A 20,432-nucleotide genomic window follows, 5' to 3' on the forward strand; every position below is an offset into this window, starting at 1 on the left:
GACATGCTCGATTCCAAACTGTTACGTAGCAACCTTCAGGACGTAGCGGACCGCCTGGCTTCCCGTGGCTTTGCCCTGGATACCGCGCGCATCGAAGCGCTGGAAGAACAGCGCAAGACCGTCCAGACCCGCACCGAAGCACTGCAGGCTGAGCGTAACGCGCGTTCCAAATCCATCGGTCAGGCCAAGCAGCGCGGCGAAGACATCGCGCCGCTGATGGCGGACGTCGAGCGCATGGCGGGCGAGCTGAGTGCCGGTAAAGTCGAGCTGGACGCGATCCAGACCGAGCTGGACTCGATTCTGCTGGGTATCCCCAACCTGCCGCACGAATCGGTACCGGTTGGCAAAGACGAAGACGATAACGTTGAAGTGCGCCGCTGGGGCACGCCGACGCAGTTCGATTTCGAAGTGAAAGACCACGTTGCACTGGGCGAGAAGTTCGGCTGGCTGGACTTTGAAACCGCGGCCAAGCTGTCCGGCGCCCGTTTCGCTCTGCTGCGCGGCCCGATCGCCCGTCTGCACCGTGCCCTGGCGCAGTTCATGATCAACCTGCACGTCAACGAGCACGGCTACGAAGAGGCCTACACGCCTTATCTGGTCCAGGCCCCGGCGCTGCAAGGCACCGGTCAGCTGCCGAAGTTCGAAGAAGACCTGTTCAAGATCGCTCGCGAAGGCGAAGCCGATCTGTACCTGATCCCGACCGCCGAAGTGTCCCTGACCAACATTGTGGCCGGTGAAATCGTCGACTCGAAACTGCTGCCGATCAAGTTCGTCGCGCACACCCCATGCTTCCGCAGCGAGGCCGGTGCGTCGGGCCGTGACACTCGCGGGATGATCCGTCAGCACCAGTTCGACAAGGTTGAAATGGTCCAGATCGTCGAGCCGTCGACTTCGATGGAAGCGCTGGAAGGCCTGACCGCCAACGCCGAAAAAGTCCTGCAACTGCTGGGTCTGCCTTACCGCACCCTGGCGCTGTGCACCGGCGACATGGGCTTCAGCGCCGTGAAAACCTACGATCTCGAAGTGTGGATTCCGAGCCAGGACAAGTACCGCGAAATTTCGTCGTGCTCCAACTGCGGCGACTTCCAGGCCCGCCGCATGCAAGCGCGTTTCCGCAACCCGGAAACCGGCAAGCCTGAGCTGGTACACACCCTGAATGGTTCCGGCCTGGCGGTCGGTCGTACGTTGGTGGCGGTGCTGGAAAACTACCAGCAGGCCGACGGTTCGATCCGTGTGCCGGACGTACTGAAGCCGTACATGGGTGGCCTTGAGGTCATCGGTTAAATGAAATATCTGCCGCTGTTTCACAACCTGCGCGGCAGTCGTGTGTTGGTGGTCGGTGGGGGGGAAATTGCCTTGCGCAAATCCCGCCTGCTGGCCGATGCCGGTGCGCTGCTGCGGGTGGTCGCACCTGAAATCGAAGCGCAACTGCGCGAACTGGTCAGCGCCAGCGGTGGCGAATGTCTGCTGCGTGGTTACGTGGAAGCGGATCTGGACGGTTGCGGGCTGATCATTGCCGCCACCGACGATGAAACGCTGAATGCGCAGGTCTCCAGCGATGCCCATCGGCGTTGCGTGCCGGTCAACGTGGTCGATGCGCCGCAGCTATGCAGCGTGATCTTCCCGGCAATCGTTGACCGCTCGCCGCTGATCATCGCGGTGTCCAGCGGCGGCGATGCGCCAGTGCTGGCGCGGCTGATTCGCGCCAAGATCGAAACCTGGATTCCTTCGACCTACGGCCAGTTGGCCGGTCTTGCCGCGCGTTTTCGCAATCAGGTGAAAAACCTGTTTCCGGATGTGCAGCAGCGCCGTGGTTTCTGGGAAGACGTGTTTCAGGGCCCGATTGCCGATCGGCAACTGGCCGGGCAGGGCACTGAGGCCGAACGTCTGTTGCAGGCCAAGATCGATGGTGAAGCGACCGTTACCACCGGCGAGGTGTATCTGGTGGGGGCAGGGCCGGGTGATCCGGATCTGCTGACCTTCCGTGCCTTGCGCCTGATGCAGCAAGCCGACGTGGTGCTGTACGACCGCTTGGTCGCTCCGGCGATTCTTGAGCTGTGCCGTCGCGATGCCGAGCGCGTCTATGTCGGCAAGCGTCGCTCTGATCATGCGGTGCCACAGGATCAGATCAACCAGCAACTGGTGGATCTGGCCAAGGCCGGCAAACGCGTGGTGCGCTTGAAGGGCGGTGACCCGTTCATCTTCGGTCGCGGTGGTGAAGAAATCGAAGAGCTGGCGGCCCACGGGATTCCGTTCCAGGTGGTGCCGGGGATCACGGCGGCCAGCGGTTGCGCGGCGTATGCCGGGATTCCGCTGACCCACCGCGATTACGCGCAGTCGGTGCGCTTCGTCACCGGGCACCTGAAGGACGGTTCCACCGATCTGCCGTGGGCCGACCTCGTCGCCCCGGCGCAGACGCTGGTGTTCTACATGGGCCTGGTCGGCTTGCCGGTGATCTGCGAACAGTTGATCAAGCACGGTCGTTCTGCAGATACCCCGGCGGCGTTGATCCAGCAGGGCACCACGGTAAATCAGCGGGTCTTTACTGGCACGCTGGCCGACCTGCCACGTCTGGTAGCGGAGCATGAAGTGCATGCGCCGACGCTGGTGATCGTCGGTGAAGTGGTGCAGCTGCGCGAGAAGCTGGCGTGGTTCGAGGGTGCTCAGGCGCAGGTCTGAAAATCGAGTTGCCCTCATTCGCGAGCAAGCCCGCTCCCACATTGGATCTGTGTCATGCACAAATCCAGTGTGGGAGCGGGCTTGCTCGCGAAGAGGCCCTCAAACACACCGAATCAATCAGCCTCTACGCCAAACCCCTTTCCCGTTGAGCCGCGCCCGATCATGCGCCACACTGAAGTCCTGCTTCGGCCCCTTCGGCACAATCCCCGTCGGATTGATGGTCTTGTGGCTACCGTAGTAGTGGTTTTTGATGTGCTGAAAATCCACCGTCTCGCCAATCCCCGGCCACTGATACAACTCACGCAGCCAGTTCGACAGGTTCGGATAATCGGTAATTCTCCGCAAATTACACTTGAAGTGCCCGTGGTACACCGCATCGAAGCGAATCAGCGTGGTGAACAAACGCACGTCTGCTTCAGTCAGGTATTCGCCCGTCAGATAGCGATTGGCGCCCAGCACCCGTTCCAAGTGATCCAGCTCGGCAAACACCTCATCGAACGCCTCTTCATAAGCCTGTTGCGAGGTGGCAAAGCCGGCGCGATACACACCGTTGTTCACCGCCGGATAAATCCGTTCGTTCAGTGCATCGATCTCGCCGCGTAACGGTGCCGGGTAGAAGTCCAGTTCGTTACCGGTCAGGCCATCGAACGCGCTGTTGAACATGCGGATGATTTCCGCCGACTCATTGCTGACAATGCGCTTGAGCTTTTTGTCCCACAGCACCGGCACAGTGACACGGCCGGTGTAGTCCGGCGTGTCGGCGGTGTAGCGCTGGTGCATGAAGTCGAAGTGATCGAGCTTGTCGCCAGTCGAGCCAAGGGCCTTGTCGAAGGTCCAGCCGTTTTCCAGCATCAGCCAGCTGACCACGGACACGTCGATCAGGCTTTCCAGACCTTTGAGCTTGCGCAGAATCAGCGTGCGGTGCGCCCACGGGCAGGCGAGCGACACATAAAGGTGATAGCGCCCGGCTTCGGCGGCGAAACCGCCTTCACCGCTCGGCCCGGGCTGGCCGTCAGTGGTGACCCAATTGCGCCGTTGCGCCTGTTCGCGCTGAAAGGCGCCGTCTTTGCTGCTTTCGTACCACTTGTCCTGCCAGTGGCCATCGACGAGTAAACCCATGATCAAGACTCCTGATTCCAATAAGCGTTGGAGCCGAGTCTATTCCGATGAGTTCGAACAAAAAGCGCAAAGATCGGGCGTCTATGATCGGTTAAATCGATTTGTTGCGCGCCGCCCAGTATTGCTCGGCGGTTTCGAACGCTTGCTCGCGACTTTGACCGAGACCGCGCAGGGCCAAGGCCATGGTCGAGATCAGGGCCATTTGCGGATAGCTGTCGACCACCTCGCCACGCCACACCGCTTTCAGATGTTCAACGTCCAGCGTGGCCGGTTTGACGTGGCGCTGGCTCGACAGTTGCGGCCATTCCTCGTCCCAGCTCTCGCCGCCCTTCGTGCCGTACAGATGGCTGTCGGCATCCGGGTTGATCTCGATTTCGCCGCCATCGCCCTTGACCACGATCGCCGTGTCGCCGAGCAGACCGCTGGCCTCGCGATGCACCGCCTGATAGCCCGGGTGGAAAATGCTTTGCAGGCCACAACGGGCGCGCAGTGGATTGAGGATGCGTGCCAGCGAGTGAATCGGCGAGCGCAGGCCCATGGTGTTGCGCAGGTCGATCATCTTCTGCAACTGTGGCGCCCAGTCGATCAGCGGCATGAACGCCAGACCGCCGTGGTCCAGCGCGCTGCCGACCTGCGCCCAGGTGCGGCACAGCGGGATGTTCAGCTCGCCAAGCAGTTGTTCGGTGTACAGACGTCCGGCGGTGTGCGCGCCGCCGCCGTGCATGAAAATTCGCACGCCGTTTTGCGCCAGGCACTTGGCCGACAGCAGGTACCACGGCAGATGGCGTTTCTTGCCGGCATAGGTCGGCCAGTCCAGATCGACATTCAGCGTTGGCGCTGACAGGCGCTCGCGCAAGGCTTCGGTGAAACCGGCCATTTCCTCGGCGCTTTCTTCCTTGTGCCGCAGCAGCATAAGAAAAGCCCCGAGCTGGGTGTCTTCGACTTTGTCGTCGAGCACCATGCCCATGGCTTCCCGCGCTTCTTCACGGGTCAGGTCGCGGGCGCCACGTTTGCCCTTGCCGAGGATCCGCACGAACTGCGCGAACGGGTGCTCGGTGGGTGTTTCGAGGGTCAGCGCTGGAAAGTCGGTCATAAGCAATTCGTCGGTTTGGGCAGGCCCGCCAGTTTCGCGGCGAGTTTGGCAGGGGTGCCTTTGAACAGTCGGTTCAGGTGCAGGCTGTTGCCTTTGTCCGAGCCGAGTTTGAGTGCGGTGTACTTGATCAACGGGCGGGTGGCTGGCGACAACTGGAATTCTGCGTAAAAGCTGCGCAGCAGTTCGAGGACTTCCCAGTGTTCCGCAGTCAGTTCGATGTCTTCAGCGGCGGCGAGGGCGCTGGCAACGTCATGGGACCAGTCGTCGAGGTCGACCAGAAAGCCGTCCTTGTCCAGTTCGATGGCGCGGGCGCCGACAGTCATCGAGTTCATAGCCAACTGTTGACCTTGTCGTGGTGGATCGACAGTTCGACGAAGGCCGGGTAATCGATGGCTTCGGCCCAGTCGGGAGCAACGATGGCACGGGCCTGCAGGTCTTCGGCGAGGGCGAACAGCTTGACCCGGCGCTCGTTCAGCGTGGCGAATGGCGCAGTGCCCGGTTGCAGGGCGTAAACCGCATCACCGGATAACAGTAAGGCGTCGGCAGCGCCGATCACGCGCAGGCAACTGCTCAGGCGATCATCGCCGAACGGGGAATGAGACAACACATGCAAAGTCGACATCAGAGGGTGATCACCTGGTCGTAACGGTCAATAAGGGCGGTGATTTCGCTGGCGCCAAGCGGCTGCGCTTCGTCCAGCGACAGCGTGCTCAGGCCACGGGCGCTGGCGCTGTCGGTGCAGTAGAACAGTTCTTCAACGCCGAACATCGGCAGCGCCTGCAGATTGGCACTGAGATCTTTCTGTTGCAGGGCCTTGGCGTTCTGCCCGGCGGCCAGTTGCAACACGCCATCGTCGAGAAACAGCAGGCCGATCGGCAAATCGAACGCGCCGCCGGCCAGCACGACGTCCAGCGCTTCGCGGGCGCCGGGGCCGGACCATGGCGACTGGCGGCTGATGATCAACAGGGATTTGGCCATTTCACGCGCCTCCGAAACAGATCAGTCGATCGGCGTCCTGCACCGCGTCGTGCAACTGGCCGAGGCCGGACAATTCCCATGGCGCGCTGACCGCGACGGCATCACGCTGGTAGCGTTTGGCTTCTTCGTCATTCAGCACGCCACGGCGCAGGGCGGCGGCGATACACACCACACCGTCCAGTTGCTGCTCGCTGATGAACGCGCGCCACTGTTTGGGCAGGTCCAGTTCGTCCTGCGGGGTGACCACCGCGTCGGAGGCGTTGTAGACGCCGTCCTGATAAAAAAACAGCCGGACAATCTCATGCCCGCCGGCCAGCGCAGCCTGCGCAAACAGCAGGGCACGGCGCGAGGAGGGCGCATGGGCGGCGGAAAACAGCGCAATGGCGAACTTCATGACGGACTCGATCAGCAAAACTGCGGCCATGATAAAGCTTTATGAAGGCAGCCGCGAAACCCAAGTGAAGCGTGGTGTTTTGTGTGGGAGCGAGCCCGCTCGCGAAAGCGGCGGATAAGGCGATGAAGAGGTTGAATGTACCGGCCTCTTCGCGAGCAGGCTCGCTCCCACAGGAGCCGATGTGGTATCGATCAGCGCGGCATATAGCCCAGTTGCCAACGCCGCGGAATGCTCAGGGACAGCACGCCCAGCACCGCCGCCAGCAAGCCGCTGGCGAACAATGCCCGAAGTCCGAAATGATGTTCCAGCACTGCGCCGAGTATCGCGCCGATGAACATCCCGCTCCACGGCACCAGTTGCACCCGCCAGCCATTACGCCGCTCGCCGAGCATCCAGCGCCCCAGTCCACGGCCGAACCGCGACAGCGCTCCGGTCACGTAAGTCAGGCCGACGGGCAGACCGTTCACTTCCTCGACCGCCGCGTTGAGCATGCCCATCGCAATGATCGCCGCCAGCAGCGCCGGCAGTTGCGTGTCATACGGCCATGCCGCCGCCAGGCAAAGCAGGGTGGCGATGCACAGCAACAGGGGCAGCGTGCGCCGGCCGCCGAGGCGCCCGATCACGATCCCCAAGGCATTACCGATCACGAAGGTGACGACGAGGATGATCAGGCGCAAAGTCAGTCCGAGGTCGCCGTCACTGATCGCCACCGCCAGCCGCGTGGTATTACCGCTCATGAAAGAAACGAAATCGCCGCTGGCCATGAAGCCGATCGCGTCGGTCATGCCCGCCAGCACTGACAGGCTGGCCACCAGCGCCAGACCGATGCGGCCACGCCATTTCTGCCGGTGCAGATGCCCGGAAGTGGCGCGGTGAGTCGAAGTGGAGGGCAGCATCGGCGACGATATCCTTCAGCGGCGGTTACGGTTCCAGCCCATACAATTCGCAGTAATCTTCCCAGCGCATGTGGGCCATTTCCGCTACCTCGCGATGCACCTCCATGCGCTGGGCCTGATAGTCCTCGGGCGTTGCGGCCGTCAGGAGCAAGGTCAGTTCCCAGGCGAACAGGCCTTGATTCTCCGCCTCGGCCTCGAAGGCTTCGTGCAGGCGTTCTTCACGATACTGCGCAGCGGTTTCACCCTTGGCCTGGGCCAGCAGCGGATTGAGATGATCGAGGGTTTCGCGCAATTCGGGGCGCGCGTCGAGAAACAGTTTCAGGGCTTGTTCATGTCGCTGGTCGGTGGGCGCCATGTGTGTTCCTTGTGAGGCTGATGACCCTAGGGTGCCGGAGCGACCGTCGCATGTCGCGCTATAAATGCAGTAAAGCAGAACGATTTTGCCTGTTGCGGTGATACAGTCCGCTTTTTTCTGAATGAGCGAATGCAATGCGAATTCTGATGGTAGCGCTGGCCGCGACCGTGCTGGCTGGCTGCGCGGGTTCGGTGATGGACGGTTCTCGCACCAAAGCCCCGTACAAGGTTCTGACTTCGGACAAGCCGGAGAAAGTTGTCGCTCAGTGCGTACAGTTCGGCTGGCAGGACGAAGCAGTGTTTGGCGTGGACGCCGGAGCGTATCTGCAACCGGGCAAGAAGGGTGGCTCGACGGTGTACACCCGTTCCGCAGAGTCATTTGTCGACGTGACCAGCGATGCGTCGGGAACCGTGCTCAACTACTACGCGCAGAAGGACGATTTTGTTGCCAAGCGCCGGTTGGCGGCGTTGGCGACCTGTCTTTGATATTGCGCTGAAGCGACTGCCATCTTCGCGAGCAGGCTCACTCCCACTTTTGAAATGCATTCCATTGTGGGAGCGAGCCTGCTCGCGAAGGGCCCTTGAGGTTCAACCCTTCAAGCGCTTCTGGAAATAATGCCGGCTATGCCCCGGCGGGTAATCAACGATCTCGCCAAACTGGCTGAATCCCAGCTTCTCGTAGAACGCCGGCGCCTGAAAATCGAAGGTGTCCAGCCAGATGCCCAGGCAGTTCTTCTCCTTGGCCAGATTTTCCGCCATGGCCATCAGTTCCGAGCCGATGCGTTGCCCGCGACCCTGTTCCGGGACGCACAGCAACTCGATGTACATCCACTGGAAGATCACCCGGCCGTACAAACCGCCGAGAATCGCGTCGTGTTCATCGCGCACCAGCAGGGCGAAAGGTTCAGATGTGGAACCACCGGTCCGGGCGTCGTTATACGCAATCAAAGGCTCGAGAATGGCTTTGCGCTGTTCTTCCGTAGGGTTCTGCGACAGCTCGATTCGCAACGTCATGTGCAACTTCCTTGTGAGATGAACCGCCAGCCTATCCTGCCCGGGGAGCGTCTTCCAAGTCCTTCCTCATCCCTTTGGAACCGCCGCTGTCGCGCCGGGGTCTAGCTTTTACAGCGTCATTCCGAACGCGGTTGATGAGGATCCCCCATGAATATTTTCGAAGCCCTTCGCGAAAGCCACGACCGCCAGCGCAGTTACGCCAAAGCCCTGGTCGAAACCAGCGGCGACACCCCGGAGCGGGTTGAAGCCTATAAACAGCTGAAAGCCGAGCTGCAGGCCCACGAAACCGCCGAAGAGCGCCACTTCTACATCCCGCTGATGGAGTTCGACAACGGTGTTGACCTCAGTCGCCACGCCATCTCCGAGCACCATGAAATGGACGAGATGATGGAAGAGCTGGACGAGACCGAGATGTCCAGCCCGGCGTGGCTGGCAACGGCGAAGAAGCTCTCCGACAAAGTCCATCACCATCTCAAGGAAGAAGAGCAGAAGTTCTTCCAGATGGCCGGCAAATTGCTCGATGACAAGCAAAAGGAACAACTCGCTGGCCAGTACGAAAAGGAGTACCAGGCGCAACTGCCATGAGTACTGAATGCCAGTTTTTGCAGTGTCGGCGTGTAGGCCTTTGGCCATGCGTTGGGTGGGTCTTGTCGTAATAGGCTGTATATTCATCCAGTGTTTTCGGCGTTTTTGACTTGAGACGCCGATTGACTGCGACAAAACCGCCGATGGACAAAAAAACCACCTCCGTTAGCTTGAAGGCCTCTCCTCGGACAGGAGAGTTCTTAAATCAACGGAGTGAAAAACATGAATCAACCACAAGCTCAAACCCAACTGCGACACGGTCGCGTCACCTCTCCAGCCAGCCGCGGTGCGGTAGCCATCGAGCAAGGATTGCTCGGTGCCTGGCAGGTCAACGAAATGGAAGGCGGCAAGAACTTCCCGGCGCTGACGGCAGGGCCTTTTCCTGCTCCCTATGGCAGCGACAGTGACAGTGTCACGCCGCCCGCCGACGGTTACATCCTCAGCGGTGGCAAGACCGATGCCCGTGACTGCGTGAACTTCACCGACGAGGAAATGAGCAAAAAGCTCAATCGTCCGTTCAGCTGGCCACTGCTCAGTGTCACCCCGGGCCAGACGCTGGAAGTGAAGTGGGAATACACCGCGCCACACACCACCCGTGGTTATCGCTGGCTGATCACCAAGGATGGCTGGGATCCGAAACAGCGCATTTCCCGTGCACAACTCGAAGCGCAGCCTTTCGCCGAAGACTTCTACACTCAAGTGCCGTATTACAGCTATCCGGGGGAATTGAAGGCCAAGGTCAATCATTCGGTGAAATTGCCGGCCACCAAAAAGGGCCGTCACGTCATCGTGCTGATGTGGATCGTCGCCAACACCGGCAACGCGTTCTATCAGGCGTTCGACGTCGACTTCAAATAACGGCGTTACGCTCAACTCACAGGTTCTGAAGGATTAGAACATGTCAAATATCGACTTCACGCTAGTGCAAAACCAGGCGGCCGACGCGGCCTCGCTGATGCCGAGCATCGCCGGCAAAAAAATACTCATGGGCTTCTGGCACAACTGGCCGGCGGGTCCAAGTGACGGCTATCGTCAGGGCCGCTTCGCCGAAATCGCTCTGGAAGCGGTGCCCAAGGAGTACAACGTGGTCGCGGTGGCGTTCATGAAGGGCAGCGGGATTCCAACCTTCAAGCCGTACAACGTCTCCGATGCCGAGTTCCGGCGTCAGGTCGGCGTGCTCAACAGCCAGGGGCGGGCGGTGCTCTTGTCCCTGGGTGGCGCCGATGCGCACATCGAGTTGCGGGCCGGACAGGAACAACCACTGGCCAATGAGATTATCCGTCTGGTGGAAACCTACGGCTTCGATGGGCTGGACATCGATCTTGAACAGAGCGCGATTGATTTCGCCGCCAACAAGACCGTGCTGCCGGCCGCGCTGAAACTGGTCAAGGATCACTACGCAGGCCAGGGCAAGCACTTCATCATCAGCATGGCCCCGGAGTTTCCGTACCTGACCACCAATGGCAAATACGTCGGTTACCTGCAGGCGCTTGAAGGCTATTACGACTTCATCGCGCCGCAGTTCTACAACCAGGGCGGCGACGGGGTCTGGGTACCGGAAGCCAATAATGGCAATGGTGCGTGGATCGCGCAGAACAACGATGCGCTGAAAGAGGACTTCCTCTATTACCTGACCGAAAGTCTGGTGACCGGTACCCGGGGCTTCACCAAAATCCCGGCGGACAAATTCGTCATCGGCCTGCCAGCCAACGTCGATGCGGCTGCCACCGGTTACGTGATCGACAGCACCGCCGTCGGCAATGCGCTCAAACGTCTGGCGATCAAAGGGCTGCCGATCAAGGGCCTGATGACCTGGTCGGTAAACTGGGACAACGGCGTCAGCAAGGATCGCGTGCCGTATGGCTGGGAATTCAGTCGGCGTTATGGACCGCTGATTCACGGAGCGAAAACAGCGGCGCAGGAAACGGATGACACGTTGTCGCGCGTCGCCCGTTAGCAGCAATTAAAGAGCCCGGTAGCGCTGCCGGGCTTTTTTGCGTGGGCCAGGCAAACAATGCCCGGATGTGAGTCATAGCGGAGCGGGTTGTTTATCCGATCGGGACGCGCTCGATACATTGAATGACTTGACGAGATCCAGCAAGCAGGCAGCCGCCTGATTGATCTGCGCATCGGTAAGCGCCGCGTAGCCAATCAGCACGCCAGGTTTGACCGCGTGACTGCTGGTGAATGCGGATACCGGTTGCAGGCAAAGATTGAAGAGGGCAGCCCGTGCGCAGAATTCTCTTTCATCAATGTCTGCGGGTAACCAGAGCACAAAATGTAATCCGGATTGCTCGCCGGAAATCTGCAGATCAGGGTTTTCTCGCAGCTTTGAGATCAGCAAATCGCGTCGATGTTGATACGTCTGTCGCGAGATGCGCAAATGCCTTACATATTTTCCGGTACAGAGAAACTGGTTGAGTGCGAGCTGACCCAGTATGCCGGGCGTCTGGCCGGTGTCTTCGATGAGGTTGATGACTTTCTTCTGTAAATGTTTGGGAATAACCATGAAGCCCAGACGAAAGTTGCTGAACAGGGTTTTATTGAAGCTGCCGCAGAAAATCACCCGGTCGTTTGTATCTATTGATTTGATGGCGGGCAGGGGAGCACTGCCATAGTTGTACTCGCTGTCGTAGTCGTCCTCGATGATAATCGCATTGGCTGCGGTCGCCGAGGCCAGCAGGGCCTTGCGGCGTGCCATGCTCATGCAGACACCCAAAGGAGCCTGGTGAGAGGGCGTGACATAAATGGCCTGAACCGGATTGGCGGGTGACAACGCTTCAACGATCAGACCTGCATCGTCCACTGGAATATCGATGATTGTGTTGCCGGAACAATTGAATATCCGCCGGGCCCAGTAATAGCCGGGATCTTCCATGGCAACGACGGCCTCTTTTCCCAATACCCGGCTGATAAGGTCGAGACAGTGTCTGATGCCATGGGTAATCACGATGTCCTGAGGTGAGCAGTCAATCCCGCGGTAGATCTGGATATGGTCGCAAATGGACTTGCGCAAGTTCTCGTCACCGCCGAGTGACGAGGCTGATACTGCGGTGGCGAGGTCTTTGGCGGAAGGTGTGCATAACGACTTTACATCTTTTTCTTCGAGCAATCCCGGATCGGCCAGTCTGGCAATAAACGGTACATACGGCTGTAAATAAGTAATGGGGGCCGGTGAATCGGATGACCGGTGAGTATCAAGTTCGACTTGCAGTTCCTTAGTTCTGGCGGCGGCGATCAGATTATCCGGCAATGTTGCGCAGACTACCGAGCCGGCACCTCGCTTGCGAATGATGAAACCTTCTTCGCGCAATTGATCGAAAACAGTTTCCAGGGTCCCTCGGGAAACTCCCCATCTTTGCGCAAGCGTGCGCGTGGAGGGCAGCGCTTCGCCGGATTGGAGCCGGCCGGAACTGATCAGGTGTTCAAGGAAACGGCACAAAAGCTGATGTTTGGTGGACAGCGAATGTTCGGTCAATTCGAACGGCAAGACTAGGTCGAGGCCAACTGGCCGCTTACCTCTGGTCATAGTGGTACACACCAAAATCCATTTAATGGATCTTCATCTTAGCGCGGCATACAAATACGCTCAACGCCGCTCAAGCTAACGCGTTGAGGGGTGGCGCGCGAGTCATTGGGGTCAAGAGAAACTGGATTGGTATAGGGATATCGTCGGCAATGACTGCTTTTGAAAAACTGTCAACACTCAATAAGACTAATCATCGCGAGCCGCAACTAAAGATTGCGATAGTCGGAGGGGGTGCAACAGCGATTAGTGTAATTGATGCGTTGCAGCGCGACGTTAAGCTGAAAAATATGGATGTTGCAATTACCCTCTATGAGCCTGACAAGAAAATCGGTCCAGGTCGCGCTTATCAAAACGATGGTGATTATGGATTGATTAATCGCCAGGCCCGATTCATGTCCGTGAAAAGTGACGATCCCCGGCACTTTGTAGGATGGGTCACTCATAAATATGGAAGTGCACTGGCGCAACTTGATTTCTTGCCCCGTCACTATTTTGGTGAGTACCTGTCCGATTGTTTTGCCGAGCAAGTGGCGCTGGCGCGCGACCTCAAGCGGCCGATTCGGGTGATCGGGCAAAAGGTCACCAGCCTGACAATGCACGATGACAAAGCGGTCGTCGGTGTCGAAAACGGGCCGCAACAAGTGTTCGACCGGGTGATTCTGTGCATTGGTACCGCTGAACCGGCGGATATCTTCTCGTTGGCCTGCTCCCAAAACTACATCGGCAATCCGTATCCGATGTGGACCAAGTTTTCCGCGATTGGCGGCGACGATCAGGTGGCGATCATTGGTTCCAGCCTCTCCGCTGTCGATGCAGTCCTGGCCCTGAATGCCCAGGGACACCGCGGCAAGATCGTCATGCTGTCGCGCAATGCGCTGCTGCCAGCGGTGCGCATGCCGCATCACGACTTCACTTACAAGGTCATCACCCGCGAACGTATCGAAGAGCTGCGTGATGAAGCGGGGATGATCTCCTGGTCGAAATGGCTTGGCCTGATCACCTTCGAACTGACTGCCCAAGGCGTGGATCTGGAGAAGCTCAAGGCTGAACTGGCGCCAGGTCAACTGCCGTTCGAGCGGCTGGAGCGCCATCTTCAAGCATCGGCCCGTGGCGAAAAGTGGCTGTCCATCCTGATTGATATTGCCAACGACTACGTCGAGCTGGCCTGGGACAGCCTGAGTGCGGGCGATCGCAGTTATTACATGGCCAACTATCACTCGATTTTCATGAGCCTGTGCAACCCGATGCCTCCGGCAACGGCCAACAAGTTGCGCAACATGCTCGAATCCGGACACCTCGTGATTCGTCCTGGCCTGAAGGGCGTGGAACTGAGTCCCGGAGGCGGTTTCGTCCTGAATTACCAGGCAGGCGCCTGTCATGCCGACTGGGTCATCAACGCCACGCGTTCTGAAACCGGTGGTGTCGGGCAGACCGGTACCGAGCTGGTGTCTTCGATGGTCAACAATGGCGTCGCTCAGCACCATCCGTTTGGTGGCCTGCACGTGTCATTCGGTTCGCACAAGGTCATCGACCGCAGTGGCAAGGCCAGCGACGCTATTTATGCCTTGGGCCAACTGGCTGCCGGTAACCATTACTACACCAGTTCACTGGCCATGATCACACGTCAGATCGACCGGGTTCTGCCGCATTTGCTGACGACTGATCAATACCTCAAGGAGCTTTCTGCGTGAAATCCAGCCGCCCCGGAATCCTGTTACCTGCGGCGTTGTTGTCGGCCGTAATCGTGCCGCAGCTCGGACTCGGTCTGATGACGCCCACCGTTGCAAAACTGGCGGAGGAGTTTCGAGTCCCCCATGAGGCGATTCAGGAAACGTTTGTTGTTTACATGATCGGGTATGCGTTGTCCGTGGTATTGGCGGGGATTCTTGCCGATCGTATCGGAGCCCGTCGCGTACAGATTTCGGGGTTGCTGATTTGTGCTGCCGGGTGCCTGCTTGCAGCGTTCTCGGACTCCTTTTACCTGTTTGCGGTTGCGCGTTTCATGCAGGCCCTCGGAGGTTGTGTAGGGACCGTAACCACCAGGCTGATCGTGAAATCCGATTATCCGGAAAGCAAACGCCTGCGAATTCTCACCACCCTTGCCTCGGCGATAGCGCTCACGCCGTGTATCGCACCGTTGCTCGGCGGCATGTTGTTACCTTCGCTGGGATGGCGCTGGATGATGGGCGGCGTGGGGATGTTCAATCTCGCGGCATTGGTGCTTTTCTGGCAGGTCGACACCTCCCCGGGGGCATCGGATTCGACGGGGCGCAGCATCATTGCCGTTTATGCCGCCAACTTCAGAAATGCGGATTATCTGGCTTATGCCGCCGGCATCAGTCTGGTGTGGATGAGTTACTTCGTGTTCCTGTCCTGTTCGACTTATGCGTTGCAGACGGAACTGGGCATGTCTAGCCTGGGTTACGGCGCGGTGATCTCCCTGTGCGCCGTCGGTTATGTGATTGGCAGTACGTTGGCGCGAGCATTGAGCGCCAGGTGGGCGTTGAACGAGATCCTGCTGCTTGGAAGCAGGGTAGGCATGGCCGGGTGCATGTTGCTGGGCATTCTGCTGTCGGTGTTTGGCAGTGTGCTGCCGGCGCTGCTGATTCCGATGGTGTTCATTCTGTTGTCGGTCGGGATGGTGATTCCCGCGACTCAGGCCGGGCTATTGAAGAGTGTCAGTCGCGATATCGGTATTTCCTCCGGGCAGTTTTTCTTTTTCCAGATGGCGGCGGGGGCCGGTTACGGTTTGCTGGTCAGTTCCTTTTCCGAACTGGGCGTTCGTGGCCTGGCACTGTTTATCGCCATTCCGATGGTCGTGTTGTTCGTTTTCCTGAATATGTCGCGGGCACTGTCGAAGTCCCCGGATGAGCAGTTGAAGGCAGTCTCTCGGACCTGAGTTTGCTGTTGCTGCGGCCCTGATAAAAAAACAAGGATGTGTAGTCGTGCAGTATCTGAAATCGCTGAAGTTGAACAGTGTGTGTTATGACATTCGTGGCCCGGCACTGGAGCAGGCCAGAAAGATGGAGGAGGACGGCCAGCGCATTCTCAAGTTGAATATCGGCAATCCCGCGCCCTTCGGTTTCGAGGCGCCCGACGAGATACTCCAGGATGTGATCCGTAATTTGCCGACGGCGCAAGGTTACAGTGACTCCAAAGGCTTATTCAGCGCCCGCAAGGCCGTCATGCAGTACTGTCAGCAGAAGCAGATCGAGGGCGTCGGCGTCGACGATATCTACCTGGGCAATGGCGTCTCCGAGCTCATTGTGATGTCACTGCAGGCGCTGCTGAACAACCGCGACGAAGTGCTGGTGCCTGCTCCGGATTATCCGTTGTGGACCGCCGCGGTGAGTCTTGGCGGGGGCAATGCGGTGCACTACAGGTGCGACGAGCAGCAGGACTGGTGGCCGGACCTCGATGACATACGGGCCAAAATCACCCCCAACACCCGAGCGCTGGTGATCATCAACCCCAACAATCCCACCGGTGCGGTGTATCCGCGAGACGTGCTGCTGGGAATGCTGGAGATCGCGCGCCAGCACAATCTGGTGGTGTTCTCCGACGAGATCTACGACAAGATTCTCTACGACGAAGCTGTGCACATCAGCACCGCCTCGCTGGCGCCGGACCTGCTGTGCCTGACCTTCAACGGGTTGTCCAAGTCGTACCGGGTGGCCGGGTTTCGTTCCGGCTGGCTGGTGATTTCCGGGCCGAAGCAGCATGCCGCCGGCTACGTCGAAGGCATCGACATGCTGGCGAACATGCGCCTGTGCGCCAACGTTCCGGCCCAGCATGCGATCCAGACCGCGCTGGGGGGTTATCAGAGTATCAATGACCTGGTCTTGCCTCAGGGGCGCCTGCTCGAACAGCGCAACCGGGTGCATGAGCTGCTCAACGCTATTCCCGGCGTCAGTTGCGTCAAGCCTATGGGCGCGCTGTACGCGTTTCCAAGGATCGATCCGAAAATTTGCCCGATCAAGGATGACGAGAAGTTTGTCCTCGAACTGCTGATGTCGGAAAGGCTGCTGGTGGTTCAGGGAACCGCGTTCAACTGGCCCGCGCCCGACCATTTCCGCGTGGTCACGTTGCCGGCATTGCCGGACATCGAAGACGCCATGGCGCGGATTCATCGATTCATCAGCAGCAGGTCAGTCAACAACCTGAGCGTTCGTCGAGTGGCGAATAACGCCCGGGACCTGTGGCCGGTCTTCTGATTCCAGACGCAGATCAAGTAAGCAAGTTGTCATGCCTGACGTAAGTTCGTGGCAGGTGTGACAGCGCAAAGTGCCAGACGGCTGGATGCCACACTCGGCCATCTCTCTAAGTTGTGCAGCATAAAGGAATGAGTATGCGGAACTTTGATGCGCAGGTTTCTTATCGGGTCATGCTTTCTCAGGATGAGGTCAATCATCATGGGGCCGATTGGGAGAAAGAGGCCTTGAATGAACTGGAAGAGCGACTTGGAGCAGGGTCCGACTTTCCCTGCATCTTTTCCAAGAATGCATTCAAGAAGTCTTCGATCAAATTTGTATTTGTCGACACTTTGGATGCTCAAGGGCTGGCGAAACTGGCTGAAGGGTTAAAAGAGTATGTAACGCTTTCCAGAACATGGAGTGGTTCAATCGAAGACGCTTATCCGCTCATCGTGTTCTTTTCAACCGATGCGATATCGGCGAGTACCGCGCAGGAGTATCAGGCCGCCGGGTGGGGCGTGCTGCAGAGCCTGCACTGGCTGGATGAAAGCCCGTGGCCGGACAGCGTCGATGTCGACCCGGAGTCACCGTTCTGGTCGATGTGCTTCGCGGGAATGCAATTGTTTGTGAATATGAGTTCTCCCGCACACAAACTTCGCAAGAGTAGAAACCTCGGGTCGAGATTTGCGTTGGTCATTAATCCGCGTGAACGCTTCGATGTATTTGCCGGCGATACCGTGGGCGGACGTAATGTTCGCGCCAATATTCGCAAACGCATCCTTAAATATGATTCGGTGCCCCACGCCTTGCAATTGGGCGGGTTTGGCTCTGACGCCAAAGAGTGGTGGCAATACGGTTTGATTGAAGAAAATGCAGAGCGCACGGATGTTTGCCCGTTCAAACATTCCAGCCATGAAAATAAAGAGGAAGCCTGATGTTCAAGTTGATTGTATCCAACGGCAGAGTGGCAGACCGCACGGCATTTACCCGTATCGGCGCGTTGAAGGCCGCGTCGGCACTTGAAGCAAAGTACGGTGTAGCGCCGCTGTATATCGGTGACGGCAGCTGCGAGCCGGCGGCCGATGACTGGACAGTCAGTCTGCCGGCAGGACGTGAGCAGATCGATTCGCTGCATCGCGCCGTGGCCTGTGCGGTAGAGGAGCAGCAACTCACAGTGGTCATCAACGGCACCTGCCCGGCCAGCCTGGGCAGCGTACCTGCGGTTGCCAGACATTACCCGGACCTTTGTCTGGTGTGGGTCGATGCCCATGGTGACTTCAATATTCCGACGACCACTGACACGGGCTACCTGGGCGGGATGGTGGTGTCGGCATTATGTGGCCTCTGGGACAGCGGCTGTGGCGCCGGCGTGCGTGCGGAGAACGTCATTCTGGTCGGCGCGCGTGACATCGACGGGCAAGAGCAGCGTCTGCTGAGCGCCAATAATGTGCGCACGCTTTCCCCGCAGCAGGCAACCGCCGAAGCGGTGCGCAGCGCGATCGGCCAATCGAAGGTCTGGGTGCACATCGATTGGGACTCTCTTGAGCCTGGCTACGTGCCCGCCGACTACGCAGTGCCTGACGGTCTGCTGCCGCAACAGCTCGCGGCGATCCTGGGAGCAATTCCGCTGGAGCAGATCGTCGGCCTGGAAATCGCCGAGTTCAACGCCTCCTGCGATGCGGCGACGGCACAGCGTGCGACCCAGTGCATCATCGATATCGTTGACCCGCTCCTGTCCAAAGCGTGTCTTGAGGCGAGTGTGTGCCATGCATAAACCGCCTGCTGCTGACCGGCTGCGTTTCAGCAAGATGCACGGTGCGGGCAATGACATGATCATTCTCGATCTGCGTGATGCGCAGGATCCGTCGCGCGAATTGTGCAAGTACCTGGCTAACCGCCATAAAGGTATCGGCGCCGATATGGTTCTGGGCGTCAAGGCTGCGCGCAATCCATCGTCCGTAGCCTCGTTCGATATCTGGACGGCGCAGGGCGAGTCCTCCCGCCAATGCGGCAACGGTGCGCGGTGTGTCGCCGCATGGCTGGTTCGGGCAGGTTTGACGGAGGCGTCCGAGTTCACCCTCGACAGTCCCTCCGGTACCCACCGGGTCCGGGTCATGGAGGACGGCAACTATCAGATCAGCATGGGCGCACCGAATTTCTCGCCCGCCGCCATCCCGGTGTTCGGCTTCGACCAGGCGCAGTCGGCTTATCAACTCGAACTCGCCGGGCAACACCTGGCGTGTTCGGCGGTATCGATGGGCAACCCGCATGCGGTGATCGAAGCCGAACGTGATCAGTATGAGATTCCAGCTGTCGGCAGCGCCCTGCAAAACTCCGGGTATTTCTCCCCTGACGTCAACGTCGGGTTTGTACAGCTGCAATCGCGCAACAGGATAAAACTCAAGGTCTACGAATTCGGCGCAGGCGAGACGCTGGCCTGCGGCAGCGGTGCCTGCGCGGCGGTCGCGGTGCTGGCGCGGGCCGGGCGGGTCGACCGCTCGGTCGATGTCGAACTGCCCGGCGGAACCCTTGAAGTGACATGGGAGAGTGACTTGTCCGCGATGTACCTCTCCGGCCCTGCTGAATTCGTATTTGATGGAGAACTCGCTCATGCCGTTGTATGAAAGCATTCTGGACACGATCGGCCGTACGCCAATCGTCAAGCTGCAAAGGCTCGCCCCGGAACACGTCAGCATTTATGTGAAGGTCGAGTCGTTCAACCCCGGCGGTTCGGTCAAGGACCGGCTGGCGCTGGCGGTGGTACTCGACGCCGAAGCCAGAGGCCTGTTGAAGCCTGGCGATACGATCGCCGAATGCACCTCCGGCAACGTCGGCATTGCGTTGGCGATGGTTGCCGCGGCGCGCGGCTATAACTTTGTGGCGATCATGTCCGACAGTTACTCGATCGAACGGCGCAAGCTGATTCGTGCCTATGGCGGCAAGGTTCTGCTGTTTCCTGCTCACCTGGGCAGCAGCGGCGGCAACCAGATTGCCGATGAACTGGCGCAGAAGTTTGGCTGGTTCAGATCGCGACAATTCGATAACCCGGCCAACCCTTCCTATCACCGCGAAACCACCGCCACCGAAATCCTCGGTGATTTTGCCGGTAAACGCCTGGACTACTTTGTCACCGGTTTCGGCACCAGCGGCACACTGACCGGCGTTGGCCAGATGCTGCGAGTCGCGCGACCTGCGGTGCAGATCGTTGCCGCAGAACCGGAAAATGCTGCGTTGCTGTCGGGCGGCACCTGGGGCGTGCACCAGATTCAGGGCCTCGCGCCCAACTTCACGCCGACCATCATGGACAAGACCGTCATCGATAAAGTCCTGACCGTGAACGAGTACGAAGCACGTGACACTTCGCAGCGCCTGGCCAGGGAAGAGGGGATCTTCGTCGGCATTTCTTCGGGCGCTTCGGTCGCCGCAGCGTTGAAGGTTGCCGAGACCGCAGCGGCCGGTTCGGTGCTGCTGGCCATGTTGCCGGATACCGGTGAACGTTATCTCTCGACGTTCCTGATGGACGGCATCGCCGAAGGTTCCGACGATGACTGGTTGCAGTCGCTCGAGCCGTAACAGGCAACCGGTTACTTGGCGAAGC

General features: G+C 59.1%; 21 protein-coding genes and 2 pseudogenes. 13 read left to right on the plus strand and 10 right to left on the minus strand.

The genetic code is table 11. From position 1 onward, the window contains the following. Positions 1 to 3 precede the first annotated feature (3 nt). Positions 4 to 1,284: a serine--tRNA ligase gene (gene serS / locus H043_RS0128660; protein ID WP_003223852.1), complete on the plus strand. Its 1,281-nt coding sequence runs from the start codon at positions 4 to 6 to the stop codon at positions 1,282 to 1,284. Beyond that, complete coding sequence (gene cysG / locus H043_RS0128665; RefSeq protein WP_027614676.1) at positions 1,285 to 2,679, plus strand: siroheme synthase CysG; 1,395 nt, start codon at positions 1,285 to 1,287, stop codon at positions 2,677 to 2,679. Positions 2,680 to 2,796: 117 nt separating this feature from the next. On the opposite strand, the gene H043_RS0128670 is transcribed toward cysG, so the two are convergent. The 8 genes from H043_RS0128670 to H043_RS0128705 all read right to left on the minus strand — a co-directional run bounded on the left by H043_RS0128670 (position 2,797) and on the right by H043_RS0128705 (position 7,514). After that, positions 2,797 to 3,798, minus strand: a complete 1,002-nt coding sequence (locus H043_RS0128670; protein ID WP_027614677.1) for a glutathione S-transferase family protein — start codon at positions 3,796 to 3,798, stop codon at positions 2,797 to 2,799. 91 nt (positions 3,799 to 3,889) lie between these two features. After that, positions 3,890 to 4,891 (minus strand): glycosyl transferase family protein, encoded by a 1,002-nt coding sequence (locus H043_RS0128675; protein WP_027614678.1) that lies wholly within the window; start codon positions 4,889 to 4,891, stop codon positions 3,890 to 3,892. After that, positions 4,888 to 5,223 carry a TusE/DsrC/DsvC family sulfur relay protein gene (locus H043_RS0128680; RefSeq protein WP_027614679.1) on the minus strand — a complete coding sequence of 112 codons (336 nt, stop codon included), beginning with the start codon at positions 5,221 to 5,223 and terminating at the stop codon, positions 4,888 to 4,890. Before H043_RS0128680 ends, H043_RS0128675 begins: the two co-directional genes overlap by 4 nt. Continuing rightward, entirely contained in the window at positions 5,220 to 5,513 is a 294-nt protein-coding gene (gene tusB / locus H043_RS0128685; protein ID WP_027614680.1) for a sulfurtransferase complex subunit TusB, read from the minus strand. The genes H043_RS0128680 and tusB overlap by 4 nt, the downstream gene beginning before the upstream one ends. Further along, positions 5,513 to 5,869: a sulfurtransferase complex subunit TusC gene (gene tusC / locus H043_RS0128690; protein WP_027614681.1), complete on the minus strand. Its 357-nt coding sequence runs from the start codon at positions 5,867 to 5,869 to the stop codon at positions 5,513 to 5,515. The genes tusB and tusC overlap by 1 nt, the downstream gene beginning before the upstream one ends. A 1-nt stretch (position 5,870) precedes the next feature. Next, positions 5,871 to 6,263 (minus strand): sulfurtransferase complex subunit TusD, encoded by a 393-nt coding sequence (gene tusD / locus H043_RS0128695; RefSeq protein WP_027614682.1) that lies wholly within the window; start codon positions 6,261 to 6,263, stop codon positions 5,871 to 5,873. Positions 6,264 to 6,454: 191 nt separating this feature from the next. Then, positions 6,455 to 7,159 (minus strand): YoaK family protein, encoded by a 705-nt coding sequence (locus H043_RS0128700; protein WP_027614683.1) that lies wholly within the window; start codon positions 7,157 to 7,159, stop codon positions 6,455 to 6,457. A 25-nt stretch (positions 7,160 to 7,184) separates the two neighbouring features. After that, entirely contained in the window at positions 7,185 to 7,514 is a 330-nt protein-coding gene (locus H043_RS0128705; protein ID WP_027614684.1) for a DUF6388 family protein, read from the minus strand. A gap of 134 nt (positions 7,515 to 7,648) precedes the next feature. Here H043_RS0128705 and H043_RS0128710 point away from each other — a divergent pair, with 134 nt between their 5' ends. Further along, positions 7,649 to 7,999, plus strand: a complete 351-nt coding sequence (locus H043_RS0128710; RefSeq protein ID WP_027614685.1) for a hypothetical protein — start codon at positions 7,649 to 7,651, stop codon at positions 7,997 to 7,999. A 102-nt stretch (positions 8,000 to 8,101) separates the two neighbouring features. Here the strand turns inward: H043_RS0128710 and H043_RS0128715 are convergent, their stop codons facing one another. After that, on the minus strand, positions 8,102 to 8,527 hold the full coding sequence (locus tag H043_RS0128715; RefSeq protein WP_027614686.1) for a GNAT family N-acetyltransferase: 426 nt from the start codon (positions 8,525 to 8,527) through the stop codon (positions 8,102 to 8,104). 147 nt (positions 8,528 to 8,674) lie between these two features. On the opposite strand from H043_RS0128715, the gene H043_RS0128720 reads away from it, so the two are divergent. From H043_RS0128720 to H043_RS0128730, 3 genes and pseudogenes are all read left to right on the plus strand, one after another. Next, the gene (locus tag H043_RS0128720) at positions 8,675 to 9,112 is read left to right on the plus strand and encodes a hemerythrin domain-containing protein (RefSeq protein WP_027614687.1); all 438 of its coding nucleotides are present in this window, start codon (positions 8,675 to 8,677) and stop codon (positions 9,110 to 9,112) included. A gap of 222 nt (positions 9,113 to 9,334) precedes the next feature. After that, positions 9,335 to 9,970 carry a lytic polysaccharide monooxygenase auxiliary activity family 9 protein gene (locus H043_RS0128725; protein WP_027614688.1) on the plus strand — a complete coding sequence of 212 codons (636 nt, stop codon included), beginning with the start codon at positions 9,335 to 9,337 and terminating at the stop codon, positions 9,968 to 9,970. Between the two features lie 40 nt (positions 9,971 to 10,010). Continuing rightward, positions 10,011 to 11,012, plus strand: a pseudogene (locus tag H043_RS0128730) (chitinase); the annotation flags it as partial. 129 nt (positions 11,013 to 11,141) lie between these two features. Here H043_RS0128730 and H043_RS29450 read toward each other — a convergent pair. Then, positions 11,142 to 12,602 (minus strand): PLP-dependent aminotransferase family protein, encoded by a 1,461-nt coding sequence (locus H043_RS29450; protein ID WP_177325681.1) that lies wholly within the window; start codon positions 12,600 to 12,602, stop codon positions 11,142 to 11,144. 188 nt (positions 12,603 to 12,790) lie between these two features. Between H043_RS29450 and H043_RS0128740 the strand changes: the two genes are divergently transcribed. The 7 genes and pseudogenes from H043_RS0128740 to cysK all read left to right on the plus strand — a co-directional run bounded on the left by H043_RS0128740 (position 12,791) and on the right by cysK (position 20,407). Continuing rightward, complete coding sequence (locus H043_RS0128740; RefSeq protein ID WP_081730309.1) at positions 12,791 to 14,332, plus strand: FAD/NAD(P)-binding protein; 1,542 nt, start codon at positions 12,791 to 12,793, stop codon at positions 14,330 to 14,332. Further along, complete coding sequence (locus H043_RS0128745; protein WP_027614691.1) at positions 14,329 to 15,540, plus strand: MFS transporter; 1,212 nt, start codon at positions 14,329 to 14,331, stop codon at positions 15,538 to 15,540. The genes H043_RS0128740 and H043_RS0128745 overlap by 4 nt, the downstream gene beginning before the upstream one ends. 46 nt (positions 15,541 to 15,586) lie before the next feature. Further along, positions 15,587 to 16,780: pseudogene (locus H043_RS29455) on the plus strand (pyridoxal phosphate-dependent aminotransferase); the annotation flags it as partial. 209 nt (positions 16,781 to 16,989) lie between these two features. Next, positions 16,990 to 17,769 (plus strand): YqcI/YcgG family protein, encoded by a 780-nt coding sequence (locus H043_RS29460; protein WP_049827967.1) that lies wholly within the window; start codon positions 16,990 to 16,992, stop codon positions 17,767 to 17,769. After that, positions 17,769 to 18,608: an arginase family protein gene (locus H043_RS29465; RefSeq protein ID WP_049827968.1), complete on the plus strand. Its 840-nt coding sequence runs from the start codon at positions 17,769 to 17,771 to the stop codon at positions 18,606 to 18,608. The genes H043_RS29460 and H043_RS29465 overlap by 1 nt, the downstream gene beginning before the upstream one ends. Beyond that, on the plus strand, positions 18,601 to 19,458 hold the full coding sequence (gene dapF / locus H043_RS0128765) for a diaminopimelate epimerase (protein ID WP_027614692.1): 858 nt from the start codon (positions 18,601 to 18,603) through the stop codon (positions 19,456 to 19,458). Before H043_RS29465 ends, dapF begins: the two co-directional genes overlap by 8 nt. Beyond that, positions 19,445 to 20,407 (plus strand): cysteine synthase A, encoded by a 963-nt coding sequence (cysK, locus tag H043_RS0128770; RefSeq protein ID WP_027614693.1) that lies wholly within the window; start codon positions 19,445 to 19,447, stop codon positions 20,405 to 20,407. Before dapF ends, cysK begins: the two co-directional genes overlap by 14 nt. The last annotated feature ends 25 nt before the right edge of the window (positions 20,408 to 20,432 follow it).

This window comes from Pseudomonas sp. URIL14HWK12:I6, assembly GCF_000514195.1.
GTDB lineage: Bacteria > Pseudomonadota > Gammaproteobacteria > Pseudomonadales > Pseudomonadaceae > Aquipseudomonas > Aquipseudomonas putida_A.